This window comes from Lacibacter cauensis (assembly GCF_007830055.1).
Classification (GTDB): domain Bacteria; phylum Bacteroidota; class Bacteroidia; order Chitinophagales; family Chitinophagaceae; genus Lacibacter; species Lacibacter cauensis.
This window is the reverse complement of record NZ_VLLE01000009.1, coordinates 38,514-51,650: the sequence shown is the minus strand read 5'-3', so window position 1 is coordinate 51,650 and position 13,137 is coordinate 38,514. Positions and strand designations below refer to the sequence as shown.

Annotated in this window: 13 protein-coding genes and 1 pseudogene; 12 read left to right on the top strand and 2 right to left on the bottom strand. The window is 38.5% G+C overall.

Annotated elements, in window-relative coordinates:
- Positions 1–66: 66 nt before the first annotated feature.
- From IQ13_RS21235 to IQ13_RS21215, 5 genes are all read left to right on the top strand, one after another.
- Positions 67–465, top strand: a complete 399-nt coding sequence (locus IQ13_RS21235) for a single-stranded DNA-binding protein (RefSeq protein ID WP_144884992.1) — start codon at positions 67–69, stop codon at positions 463–465.
- A gap of 66 nt (positions 466–531) precedes the next feature.
- Positions 532–1,566: a DUF932 domain-containing protein gene (locus IQ13_RS21230; RefSeq protein WP_144888757.1), complete on the top strand. Its 1,035-nt coding sequence runs from the start codon at positions 532–534 to the stop codon at positions 1,564–1,566.
- 134 nt (positions 1,567–1,700) lie between these two features.
- Complete coding sequence (locus IQ13_RS21225) at positions 1,701–2,579, top strand: caspase family protein (protein WP_144884989.1); 879 nt, start codon at positions 1,701–1,703, stop codon at positions 2,577–2,579.
- Positions 2,580–2,774: 195 nt separating this feature from the next.
- Positions 2,775–3,248, top strand: a complete 474-nt coding sequence (locus IQ13_RS21220; protein ID WP_144888756.1) for a JAB domain-containing protein — start codon at positions 2,775–2,777, stop codon at positions 3,246–3,248.
- Between the two features lie 54 nt (positions 3,249–3,302).
- Entirely contained in the window at positions 3,303–4,472 is a 1,170-nt protein-coding gene (locus IQ13_RS21215) for a DUF3375 family protein (protein WP_144888755.1), read from the top strand.
- On the opposite strand, the pseudogene IQ13_RS21210 reads toward IQ13_RS21215, so the two are convergent.
- Both IQ13_RS21210 and IQ13_RS21205 read right to left on the bottom strand, forming a co-directional pair.
- Positions 4,462–5,840 (bottom strand): annotated as a pseudogene (locus IQ13_RS21210) (IS3 family transposase). The gene IQ13_RS21215 and the pseudogene IQ13_RS21210 overlap by 11 nt on opposite strands.
- 63 nt (positions 5,841–5,903) lie before the next feature.
- Positions 5,904–6,638 (bottom strand): hypothetical protein, encoded by a 735-nt coding sequence (locus IQ13_RS21205; RefSeq protein ID WP_144888754.1) that lies wholly within the window; start codon positions 6,636–6,638, stop codon positions 5,904–5,906.
- A 281-nt stretch (positions 6,639–6,919) separates the two neighbouring features.
- Between IQ13_RS21205 and IQ13_RS21200 the strand changes: the two genes are divergently transcribed.
- The 7 genes from IQ13_RS21200 (at position 6,920) to IQ13_RS21170 (ending at position 13,133) form a co-directional block, all read left to right on the top strand.
- Positions 6,920–7,489 carry a helix-turn-helix domain-containing protein gene (locus IQ13_RS21200; RefSeq protein ID WP_144888753.1) on the top strand — a complete coding sequence of 190 codons (570 nt, stop codon included), beginning with the start codon at positions 6,920–6,922 and terminating at the stop codon, positions 7,487–7,489.
- A 76-nt stretch (positions 7,490–7,565) separates the two neighbouring features.
- Positions 7,566–8,306 carry a heavy-metal-associated domain-containing protein gene (locus IQ13_RS21195; RefSeq protein ID WP_144888752.1) on the top strand — a complete coding sequence of 247 codons (741 nt, stop codon included), beginning with the start codon at positions 7,566–7,568 and terminating at the stop codon, positions 8,304–8,306.
- 226 nt (positions 8,307–8,532) lie between these two features.
- Positions 8,533–8,931: an HYC_CC_PP family protein gene (locus IQ13_RS21190; protein ID WP_144888751.1), complete on the top strand. Its 399-nt coding sequence runs from the start codon at positions 8,533–8,535 to the stop codon at positions 8,929–8,931.
- A gap of 95 nt (positions 8,932–9,026) precedes the next feature.
- The gene (locus IQ13_RS21185) at positions 9,027–9,398 is read left to right on the top strand and encodes an ATPase (RefSeq protein WP_144888750.1); all 372 of its coding nucleotides are present in this window, start codon (positions 9,027–9,029) and stop codon (positions 9,396–9,398) included.
- A gap of 15 nt (positions 9,399–9,413) precedes the next feature.
- Entirely contained in the window at positions 9,414–9,878 is a 465-nt protein-coding gene (locus IQ13_RS21180) for a heavy metal-binding domain-containing protein (protein ID WP_144888749.1), read from the top strand.
- 37 nt (positions 9,879–9,915) lie between these two features.
- On the top strand, positions 9,916–11,205 hold the full coding sequence (locus IQ13_RS21175) for an efflux RND transporter permease subunit (protein WP_144888748.1): 1,290 nt from the start codon (positions 9,916–9,918) through the stop codon (positions 11,203–11,205).
- Between the two features lie 2 nt (positions 11,206–11,207).
- Positions 11,208–13,133, top strand: a complete 1,926-nt coding sequence (locus IQ13_RS21170; RefSeq protein ID WP_144888747.1) for an efflux RND transporter permease subunit — start codon at positions 11,208–11,210, stop codon at positions 13,131–13,133.
- The last annotated feature ends 4 nt before the right edge of the window (positions 13,134–13,137 follow it).

The following is a 13,137-nucleotide window of genomic DNA, read 5'->3' as shown; positions in this document are numbered from 1 at the left end:
ACAATTTTTTTTTCATCATCAGAACACAGTTAAACAATCATTTTTTAAACATTTAAAATTTCAGTTATGGAAATCATCGGAAGAATTACAGCAGACGCAACCGTTAGCGAAACAAAAGCAGGGAAAAAAGTAGTGAACTTTTCCATTGCGATCAATGACACTTACAAAACAAAAGGAAGCACGGAGGTACAAAAGTTTACGACGTATGTAAACTGTTCGTACTGGATTAATCCGGGTGTATCGGCGTATTTAACCAAAGGCACGTTGGTGGAGTGTTATGGCCGCATTGGTGCAAATGCCTGGACAAACAAAGAAGGGGAAGTAAAGGCCAGTCTTACATTTCATGTAAACACAATCAAACTGCATGGCCGTTCCACAGGGGGCAATACAGCATCTGCACCGGTAGTGCCAATGAACACCGCACCGGCAGCAGTTTCAGAAGTTGCAGAGGACTTACCATTTTAACTTTCATGGCATCCCGTTAAATGGCGGGATGCTTTCATTTTTTTTAAACAATCAAAATTTACAACTATGGCACACAATATTAATTTCAATGAACAGACAGGTAAACACAGTTTCTTTTCAGTAAAAGAAAAAGCATGGCATGGTTTGGGGCAAATTGTGGAAGACTATCCCAACAGTAAAGAAGCATTGCAATTTGCAGGGCTTGATTTTGAAGTATTGAAACGACCCAATACACACCGTTTAGATGATGGTACAGAAGTGATCTCTAAAAGTTCATTCTACACTTACCGTCCTGATACGGGTGCAGTATTGGGCGACCGATTGGGTAAGGATTATGAAGTGGTGCAAAATGCAGATGCTTTCAGTTTCTTTGATGCTATTGTAGAAGGTGACGGCATTCAATACGAAACTGCCGGAGCATTGGGCAAAGGCGAAAAGATTTTTATTACAGCTAAACTGCCCGGTTATATTAAAGTGGGTAATGACGATATGATTGAAAAGTATTTATTCCTTACCACTTCGCATGACGGGTTTGGTAGTATCATGGCGGCCTTTACACCTACAAGAATTGTTTGTAACAATACTCTCAATGCTGCTTTGAAAAACTGTAGTAATTCCATTAAGATCCGTCATACTGCCAATGCTAAAGAACGATTAGAAGAAGCTCACAAAGTAATGGGTATAACTAACCTGATTTCTGTACAGTTAGAAGGGATTTTTAATCAATGGGCAAAGGTTCGTATTACAGATAAAGAAGTACAGAAATTGATACAACTCGCAATGGTTCCCAATAAAGAAGTATTGCAGAATATTGAAAAAGGTGAATTGGATGAATTAAGCACCTGTTTTAAAAATATGTGCGATGATGTATATGAATACAACGTGAGCAGCCCATCCCAGCAATATGAAACAACAAAGGGAACAGTGTTTGGCGCTTATAATGCTATCACTGGCTATTTTCAAAATGTAAGAAATTACAAAGATGACGAAGCCAAAATGAAATCATTGTTATATGGCGGCACAGCACAGTTAAGAACACAAAAAGCCTTTCAGCTTTGTGAAGACTTTGTAAAGAGTGAAATGGTGGGTATTTATAATTAATGGTTATTAAGGGGCATTGCAAAATGCCCCTTAAACTTGCAAAAAAGCTGCCCCGCAACATTATGGTAGAGTTTAGAAAATGGCGGGGCAGCTTGGGGTTTGGTGAAGATTAATTGTATCGGTAAATTTGGATAATGCGCTATACTAATCAAATAGAACCCGTCAGGAAAGCCCTGATAATTGGTAGCCCTGGTACTGAGGGTGTGGATTATTTGTATAGTGCCTCAACAGATGTTACGAATATCACCAATCACTTGCTTTCTTCAAGAGGAGGTAAATGGAAGGATAACGAGATACAAGTGCTATGGAATCCGGGCATTGCAGAATTAGCTGCAATTATTGAGAACATAATCGCAGATTATCTTTTTGTTTATTATGCCGGTCATGGTTATGAGAATACTATCGGAGAAAGAAAAATATGCTTATGTGATGCAGATGTTTCTGACTTTTTTCTGCTGAATAATAGCCCCCGGCAATTAATAGTAATTGACGCCTGCCGTGAAAAAGAATATCCTGCAATCAGTGGTATTCCGGAGGAGGAAGAATGGTTGCCATTTGATGGTTATTATCCGGAAAGAGAGGCTTTTGATAATTATATTTTACAATCGCCGGTTGGAAAGAAAATAATCCATGCTACAAAAAGCGGGTTTGCCTCATGGGAGGATAAAAAAGGGAAAGGTGGTGTATTCACCACAAACCTCATATTAAGTACAAGGAAGATCCAGTGTAATGATTTATATGCACCCATTAGTATAGAGCAGTCAATTTGGAAAGCCAGGAAAATGATTAAACAGGCAGGCGATGAACAAGAACCCGAAATTGTTTATTCAATCGGCAATCTCCAGGTTCCGTTTGCTGTGTATGTTAAAAGCGAAGCAAAGACAGTTTATTCAAATCCCTCCAATTACAATAAACCCCGAACGATGCCACGAAGAGAGCCATCAAATTCCGGAGCATTAACCTTTGGCTTACTCTTAATTGGGATTGCTTTAATAGCAAATAATTCTGATTAATAGGTTCTGATTTTCCCTTTCATTAATTCCTCACAAAGTTCGCCTTTTGTCTCCGTGGCGGCAATGAAATTCCGGCATAAGGAAAACTATTCCTGCATTCTATCAGATACTATTTATTCCGTTGCTTCATTGCCTTGGTCGCCAAAAGGCGGATGATGTTCCATAATTAATTTTTAAATCATTAAATGAAATGTTATGGAACAGTTAGCAATGCAATTTCCGGAATGGACAAGAGTAGCAGAAGTAGAATTGGTTTATAAAACAAAAGTGAAAGCTTCCGAACGACCCAAAGTAAATTCTTCAAAGGATATTTATAACATACTCAAGCAGGTTTGGGATGAAAACAAAATTGACATGCTGGAAGAGTTTAAAGTAATATTTCTGAACAGGGCTAACAGGGTTACCGGCGTTTACGATGCCTCATCAGGCGGCATTACGGGCACAGTAGCTGATCCAAGATTGATTTTAGCCGCCGCTATTAAGTCCCTGTCTGTATCAATTGTATTATCGCATAACCATCCCAGCGGCAACTTAAAGCCCAGCCGTGCCGACGAGGAATTAACGCTTAAAATAAAAGAAGCGGCCAGCTACCACGATATTAAGGTGCTGGACCACATAATCATATCCAGTGAAGGTTACTATTCCTTTGCTGATGAGGGGCTTATATAGCTCCTTTAAACCATTCTATTTCATTCTTTTAATCAAAATTTGCTATTTTGAGGAATGACCTTTGAGGAAATCCTTCTACAGTTTAAAACTGCTAAACCTTTATTGCTTTTACGGGCAAAAAATGCTGCGTTTATTATTTCTTTTTTTCAAAAAGTATTTTCTGATGCTAACATAACTACTATTACCAATAGCGAACTGCGAAGTAAACTGGAAGGCTACATGGAAGAACTGTCGTATGAAGAAAGAGATGAAGAACTGGAGGCAGGGACACTATTTGATGATTTTTCGGTAAGAGCCGCTCAGTATATCGATAAATGGAGCAATAGCGGTTTTTTAAGAAAATACCCCAATGACGAAGGAGAAGATCTGCATGAGTTAACGCCTGATACCATCAAAGCTTTGAAATGGCTTTCTGATCTCGAACGCAGAGAGCATGTTGGAACCAACAGCCGGTTCAAGGATATTTTTTTCAAGCTTCAGAAAATGATTGAACAAACCAATGAAGATGCAGAAGCAAGAATAGAAGAACTTCAAAAGAAAAAATGGGCCATTGAAGATGAAATAAACCTGCTGAAATCAGGAAAGAAGCCGTCGGTATTTGACGAAACGGAAATAAAGGAACAGTTTTACGATTTAAATAAAATGGCAAGGGAACTGCTTGCCGACTTTAGCGAAGTAGAACAAAACTTTGAGCAAATACGAAAAGATATTCAACGGAAATACACGGAAAAGGATGTAGCTAAAGGAACACTGTTAGTATTTGCCCTTGATGCTCTCGATGATATTGACCAGAAACCGCAAGGAAAAAGCTTCAAAGCATTTTGGGAGTTTTTGATGGATGAAAGAAGGCAACAAGAATTTACACAACTTACAGAAAGGCTTTACCAACTTTTAAATGAACACAATATTGATTATAATAATGATCGATTTTTAAAACACCTGAAACGTTTCCTGCATGTGTCTGGCCGAAAAGTGATTGATTCTAACCGGAAGCTAAGTGAAAAAATTAGCCGGGTGCTTTCTGAAAAAAATCTTTTGGAAAGAAGAAGGGCTATGGAATTGATTGGTGATATACGACAGATGGCGTATTCCCTTATTGAAACAAAAATTAAGGACGATGATTTTATAGTTATTGAAGATGAGCCATACATTAATCTTTTTGACAGATGGGAACCTGGTGAGGAGAAAGTGTATGTCGTCAAACCAAAGTGTACTAGTTGTTAGAGAGTATTTCTTTGTTTAAATGTAAAAGTTTTTGTTGTAAAAAAAGTTGTCTCCTTTTTTTTAATGATGCTTTTTTTATTCGTTCACGTTCTTTTAAAACCTCTTCCTGTCTCCCAAAATATACATCTGCAGGCGTTACGTTGCTCAGTGATTCATGATAACGTTGGTTGTTGTAGTACTCTACAAATTCGCTGATAGCTTCTTTCAGTTGTTCAGGATGATAATAGTTGTCCAGCTTAACTACATTTTTCATGGATCGATGATACCGTTCAATTTTCCCCTGTGTTTGCGGATGAGCAACTCGTCCGTGAATTGATTTTATTTTAACCGCAGAAAGATAATCTTTCAACTCACCTGATACATAACAGGCACCGTTGTCGCTCAACAAAACAGGTCGTTGTCTTTTGCCGAGCTTTGCTTTTTTGATCGCCTGTTTAACGGTTAATTGAACATCTTCTGCCTTCATCGTATTACACAACTCCCAGTGAACAATGTAGCGGCTGTAATCATCCAGAATCGTACTCAGGTAATACCAGCCCCAGCCAAGTATTTTGAAGTACGTAAAATCGGTTTGCCACATCTCATGTACAAACAGCGTTTTCTTGTCGAACTCATTACCTGCTGCTAACAGAATATGAGCCGGAGATGTAATTAAGCCCTTTGCTTTCAGGACCCTGTATACACTTGATTCAGAGATAAAAATCTTTTGCTCATCACTTAGCTTACAAGACAGCTCCCTGGGTGACAGTTCACTGAACTCAAGAGCAATTGAAACAACCAAATTCTTTTCGACCTGTGGGATTGTATTCCACTGTTGACGGCTTCCTGTATTTTTATATTCCAAGCCAATTAGTCCATTCGCTATATATGCCCTGTACCACTTGTAAAAAGTGCTTTTCGGTATACCAAGCTGATGAAGTGTTCGGTTTACCCCAAGATCAGATCGTTCAACCATCCAGATGATTTCCTGCTTTTCTGCTGCTGTCAATCGCATATGCTTCTGATAGTTTTCGTTTAGTCCAGCATGTCCAAGCTTTTTTTTACAATTGTATACCGCAGCATTAAATCTGCAACCATTTCTTTTAGCCGTTGATTTTCTTTACGCAGATCGGCCACTTCATCGCTGGTTGCTTCTCTGGCTGTATCACCGGCCAGTCTTTTTTTCCCAGCTTCCATAAACTCTTTATTCCATTTGTAAAATACACTCTGAGCAATTGAATGGTTACGACAGATCTCTGCAACGGAAGATTCTCCACGTTGTGCTTCCATTACAATCATGATCTTTTGTTCTGAGGAAAATATCCTGCGTGTTTTACGGCGGATATCCTTAATGAAGTTTTCTGTGGACTGCTTGACTTTCTTTTCCATGTTACTCTTTTTAAAAATGAATAATGGAAACACTCTCTTAAAATTAAACCTATTTAGTCCACTTTATGCTGACGATTTACAGATAGAAGGTGGTTTCTTAGATATGTATGATTCAAGAATATCTCTTACTTCGTGAATACGGGCTATTTCAAATGGCGTAAAGTATTGCTGTGAGGGATTTTTTTTAAATGTTGTTTCGAGTAATTGATACAAAAGTTCCCTCACTTTCAAATCAAAATAAAATTGCCTGGTAGCTTTATCATAAGGGCAATTAAGAACTTGGTTGATAATTTCTTTCATACATGGCAGGCTCCAGCACGGTTTCCCAGGTAATATTATTCCCGATGATGAAAGCAACACATTCTTCAGTTCAGGAAAGAAAGGCAGCAGTTCTTCTAACAATTTTGGCGAATAAAAAACATCGAGTGCCCTGAATTCATTAGTCTTTTCAAATACTGCACTGCAGTCTGAAGATTCTGTATAGAAACAGGCATATTGATCTTGCCTTATGTGCAGGTTCCCGATAGTATTGATCCGTTTGCGGGTTCCATTCTTAAGCATAAAGTAACTGTACAGCCCGTTGGAATGTATCCAACCTTTTGCATTAACTTTTTTCAAAAACTTTCCAATAAGAAAACGAATCGTATAATACTCCCCGTGCAATTCCTGGATAACCAGCTCCGCAAGATTTGATTTGGCTTGAAATGAAGTAGCTCCACGAAGAATTGGTCCGGAGTAATCAGAAGGTAATCCAGATTCAAATTTCAGGGGATTCCCATTGGATAAAGTTAATTCCATACTCAAGTATTTTCATTTAGCAACAAACAACTAATCAAAACCCTATAACAGTCAGGTGTGTTATGTTCACGGATTTACAATATGGAACAACCGATTCAAAATTAATATTTCTGATTGAAAGCTTATAGGGTAATGGAAATTGTTTATTTATTTTAATAGCTCTGCCTAAGAAGACTGCGCTTTGGATTTCTTTAGTTTTTTGCTGTTTAAAGGGGTTGAAATTCAACTAATTAACGGGAGCCATAGACTTAGTATCTTCGCCTCCTTAATAAATAGTATCAATGATCCTGTATATCAAAAACATGGTCTGCAATCGTTGTATCCTGGTTGTAAGACAAGAACTGGAAAAACTACATCTTCAAATCAATAATATCAGTTTGGGAGAAGCAGAACTTGCAAAAGTTCCAACGAAAAAACAAATCGAACAGCTTAACGAAGCCTTGGAAAAGTTGGGTTTCGAATTATTAGATAACCAGAAGCAGAAACAAATTGAACAAATAAAAAACCTGCTGATCAAGAAAGTGCAGTCTGGTGAGGTAGAAGAACATTTTAGCATTAGCGGTTTTCTAAGCAAATCACTGAATAAAGATTATAGTTATATCTCCCGTTTGTTTTCTGAAGTTGAAGGCATTACGATTGAACAGTTTTTTATTTTGCAAAAGATAGAAAAGGTAAAAGAATGGATTGTATATGGAGAATTAAACCTTAGTGAAATTTCTTACAGGTTAGGTTATAGCAGCGTTTCTCATTTATCTGCACAGTTTAAGAAAGTGACCGGCCTTACGCCACGTCATTTTAAAAAAATTGGTAGTACCCATCGCCAATCATTGGATAAGGTTCATTACAAATAGGTATAACTCTTTCCCATAATTCTATAACATTGTTACGGCCCTGCTGCGGGAACTTTGTGTCATTAATATTATTACTATGACACATACTTATAACGTTAGCGGAATGACCTGCGGTGGTTGCCAGGCTAAAGTGCAGGGACTTTTATCAAAAGTCTCAGGAGTTAAAAATGTTAGTATTGATTTATCAAAAGGAGAAGCGGTTATTGATATGGATAAGCATATAGCAACTGAGGATTTGAAAGCTGCCCTAAATGATTATCCTAAATACCAATTATCAGAAACGCATCCTCAAATTCATACTGTTGTTTCGGCGATAGAAAAAGAAGAGGGAAAGTCATGGATAGCGACTTATAAACCAATCTTGTTGATATTCGGTTATATTACGGGTGTTACTTTTCTTACAGAGTATATAAATGGAAATTTTATCTGGATGCGTTGGATGAATCATTTTATGGCCGGGTTTTTCTTGGTGTTTTCATTTTTTAAGCTGCTTAACCTGAAAGGTTTTGCTGAGAGCTACAGCATGTATGATATTGTTGCAAAAAAATGGAATGGCTGGGGTTACGTGTATGCTTTCACTGAACTGGCTTTGGGTATAGCCTTTCTTGTCGGCTTCAATCCCATCCTCACCAATTCTGTTACCTTTGTGGTGATGACGGTAAGCATTATTGGAGTTTTACAAAGTGTTTTAAATAAACGTAAAATAAAATGTGCCTGCCTTGGTGATGTATTTAATTTGCCTATGAGCACCGTCACTATTATTGAAGATGCACTTATGATTGGTATGAGTGCAATTATGTTAACAACAATGCTGTAATGACCATAGCAAAATCAATAGGACAATTTTTCTGGAAAGTATTCAAAGCGATCTTTGTAAGAAAGAAGGATTGCTGTAAATAATTGTCTTATAGTCGATATACTTACAAAACTCATGTGCCGGGCTGATATTTGTCATATACTTAATAGAGTTAAATTTATCCCTTTGTATCGGGGTAATAGAAATGGGGGAAAAATCTAAATAGATTATTATAACTTTGATATAGATGAAAAAGTTCGCAGCAGTCATATTAGCAGTCTTGTACATCAGTACTTCCGCTGGTGCTACTGTGCATATGCACTACTGTATGGGCAAGCTTTCTGAATGGGGTTTGGGGCATAAAGAATCCAAAACCTGTGGCAGCTGCGGAATGAAAACCAGTGAGGCCAAAGAAAAGGGGTGCTGCAAGGATGAACTTAAATTTGTAAAGAATAGCAGCGATCAGAAAATTGTCGAATCTTCATTTCAGTTGATGGGAATAATGGGAACAGCCTTTATTCCTGAATATGTTGAATTACCTTCTATAAAAATTTCTTCTGTAACTGAAGAAAACCCCGTCAGCAATGCACCTCCCCGAAGTAATGCTGTTGCTGTTTATATTCTCCACAGAACTTTCCTGATTTAAAGATTATATTTTTTTAGAAGCCGGACAATCCCTTTGTCGGGCTATTGGCATTTCCATGTGTCAAAAAAAATTTCCTAACATTTAAAATTTAAAAAATGAAAACGCTAAAAACGCTTTTTACTGTAGCCGTTTTAGTAGTTACAGTGTCATTTGCCAATGCACAAAGCGACAAAACAGAAAGAACCATTGGCATCAAAACAGAAAAAATAAAAGTCTCTGGTACATGCGGTATGGATAAAAGACGAATTGAAACTGCGGCATATTCTGTAGATGGAGTGAAGTCGGCTGTATGGAATGAGTACACACAAATACTTGTTTTGAAGTACAGCGTATTCAAAAAAGATGCTGGAGATAAAGCCCAAAGAAGCATAGCATCTGCGGGTAATGATACCGAAAAGTACAAAGCTGAAGATGCAGTTTACAACAAGCTGCCAGATTGTTGCCATTACAGAACTATGAAAATGTAACAATTCAAGATTGAGATGAATAACTTAAAAAATAAATTATCAAACAACATGAAAGCTTTCAAAATGCTGGTGATGGCAGCGTTAACCATCATGACCGTTTCTGCCCATGCCCAAGAAAAAGCAGGCAAAAAAGACACACTAAAACATGTTACACTTTATAGTTGCCCAATGCATGATACAGTCGCTATGAAGAAACCAGGCAATTGTCCTGTTTGCGGCATGAAGCTGGAACGTTCGAAAAAAGAACAAATGAAGGCAGCGGTAACAAAGAATTACTCATGCCCTATGCATGCTGAAGTTACCAGTAATAAACCCGGAAAGTGTTCTAAATGCGGCATGGATCTTAACTTATCACCGAAAGAAAAAATGAAAAGGGAGGTAATGAAAACGTACTCATGCCCCATGCATTCAGATATTACAAGTGATAAACCAGGCAAGTGTTCCAAATGCGGCATGGACTTAAAAAAGAAAACTAACTAAGTACGGTTGTACTGCTTTGAATACCTAAAATCAAGTTATGGTTCAAAAATTTATTGAGCTGGCTTTACGCAACAGGCTTATAGTTCTGCTCCTGGCAGGCGGCCTGTTTGCGTATGGCATTTACTCGGTCAGGCAAAACCCCATTGATGCCATTCCTGATTTGAGTGAGAACCAGGTAATCGTTTTTACAGAGTGGATGGGTCGCAGTCCGCAGGTGATGGAAGACCAGGTAACATATCCGTTGGTGAGCAATTTGCAGGGCATTCCGAAAATCAAAAACATCCGGGGCTCTTCCATGTTCGGGATGAGTTTCGTGTATGTGATTTTTGAAGACAATGTTGATATCTATTGGGCGAGAACAAGAGTATTGGAACGTTTAAATTTTGCACAACGTCTATTGCCGCAAGGAGTAACACCATCACTTGGACCTGATGGAACAGGGGTTGGTCATATCTATTGGTATCATCTTGATGCACCGAAAATGGATTTGGGCGAACAACGTGCATTGCAGGATTGGTACATCAAGTTTGCATTACAAACAGTGCCGGGTGTTGCTGAAGTTGCATCATTCGGTGGTTTTGAAAAACAATACCAGTTAATCGTTGACCCGGTGAAGTTGCAGTATTATAATATTTCGCTGATGGATGTAATGAACAAAGTAAAAGCAAATAACAATGACGTTGGCGGCAGGAAATTTGAAATGGCTGATATGGCTTATATCATCCGGGGGTTGGGCTATATCAAAAACAAAGAGGATGTAGAGAATATTGCATTGAGCAACTACAATGGCATTCCTGTTCGTGTAAAAGATATTGGTTCTGTACAAATGGGTGGTGATTTACGTCTTGGCATTTTTGACATGGACGGCAAGGGCGAAGTGGTAGGTGGTATTGTAGTTATGCGTTATAATGAAAATGCCAATAAAGTAATTGAAACAGTAAAAGCAAAAATGAAAGAAGTTGAGAAAGGACTACCTGACGGCGTAACCTTTAAAACTTCCTATGATCGCAGCACCTTAATTCAGGAAGCCATTGATTCTGTAAAAGGGACGTTGATTGAGGAGATGATTGCAGTTTCCTTAATAGTGCTCATCTTTCTTTTCCATTGGCGCAGTGCAGTTATCATTCTTATCCAATTGCCCATTTCAGTTGCCGCCGGTTTCATTTTTCTTGAACTATTTGGTATCTCTTCCAACATCATGTCATTAACTGGTATTGCACTCGCAATTGGTGTTGTGGTAGATGATGGCATTGTGATGGTAGAAAATGCGTACAGGCATATCAGCGAGTCACAAACAGCTAAAATTAATTCATCAGATAAAGCATAAACATGGCAAAGTGGTTCAAACGAAATAAAGACCCGCTGACATCAGAAGAAAGAAATGACATTATTGAAAAGTCATCTAAACAAGTAGGCCCTGGTGTTTTCTATTCTACCATTATTGTGGTTACTTCTTTCCTTCCTGTTTTCCTGCTTACAGGCATGGAGGGCAAACTATTCCATCCGCTGGCCTGGACTAAAACTTTCATCCTTTTAATAGATGCCTTTTTAGCAATTACATTGACACCGGTATTGATTTCCTTTTTTTTGAAGGGTCGATTAAAACCAGAAAGCGCCAATCCAATTACAAGAACATTGGAAAGAATTTATACACCGATATTGAAATGGTGTTTGAAATGGCGTAAAACAACCATTGGTATCAATATAGTCGCACTCACTGTGGGCATTGTTATGATGACCCGCCTGGGTTCAGAATTTATGCCACCATTAGATGAAGGTTCTTTGTTGTTCATGCCGGTTACCTTGCCGGATGTTTCTAACTCAGAAGCAAAACGATTGTTGCAGGTACAGGATAAACTCATTCGCACAATTCCTGAAGTAGTACATGTGTTGGGTAAAGCTGGGCGTGCTAATACTGCAACCGATAATTCTCCCATCAGCATGATTGAAACCATCATTCTCTTAAAACCAAAAAGTGAATGGCGGAATGGCATGACCAAAGATGGCATCATCAATGAGCTGAATGCAAAAATGCAGATACCCGGTGTTACCAACGGATGGACACAGCCCATCATCAACCGTATCAATATGCTTTCCACAGGTATCCGTACCGATGTAGGATTGAAAGTATACGGACAAAACCTCGACAGTATTTATGTATTTGCGCAAACCATCAAAAAACAACTGGAAGGAATTGATGGTGTGAAAGATCTGTATGTTGAACCGATCACCGGCGGTAAATACATCGATATTGAAGTGAAGCGTGAAGAGATCGGACGTTATGGCTTGAGTGTTGATGATGTAAATCTTGTCATTGAAAGTGCATTGGGTGGTATGAAACTCACAACAACGATTGAAGGCCGCCAACGCTTCTCTGTAAATGCTCGCTATGGACAGGATTTCCGTAATAATCTCTCAGCATTAAAACGTTTACAGGTACAAACAATGGACTTCGGCCCCATTCCATTAGAAGCAGTGGCAGATATTAAATTGAGTGATGGCCCACCGATGATCAACTCAGAAAACGCAATGTTAAGAGGAACCGTATTGTTCAATGTTCGTGAAAGAGATTTGGGCAGCACTGTTAAAGAAGCGCAGACAAAGCTGAACCAAATGATCACTAAACTACCCAAAGGTTATTTTCTTGAATGGAGCGGTCAATGGGAAAACCAGATTCGGGCCAACCAAACGTTAAAGACGATTCTGCCCATTGTGCTTATCATCATCTTCATGGTGTTATATTTCACGTATCATTCATTTAAAGAAGCAGCAGTAACCATGCTCACTGTTCCGTTTGCATTAATCGGCGGTGTGTTTATGGTGTACTTCTATGGTATTAATTTATCAGTGGCTGTTGCTGTTGGCTTCATCGCTTTATTTGGTATGGCCATTGAAACAGCGATGCTGATGACGATCTATCTCAATGAAGCCATGCAGAACATGGTGGCCAAACATGGTAACAGTAAGGCAACACTTACACCGGCCATCATTCGTGAATTTGTAATTGAAGGTTCTGCAAAAAGATTAAGGCCCAAACTAATGACGGTATCTGTTGGGCTGTTTGGTTTGATCCCCATTCTTTGGGCTACAGGGGTAGGCAGTGATATTATGCGCCCAATCACCATCCCATTAATTGGCGGCACCATTTCATCTACTATTTATGTGCTACTAATTACTCCGGTGATTTTTGAAATGATAAAGGAAAGAGAATTAAAACGTAACGGTAAAATTGATTTGATTGATGTTAAAGAATAATAAC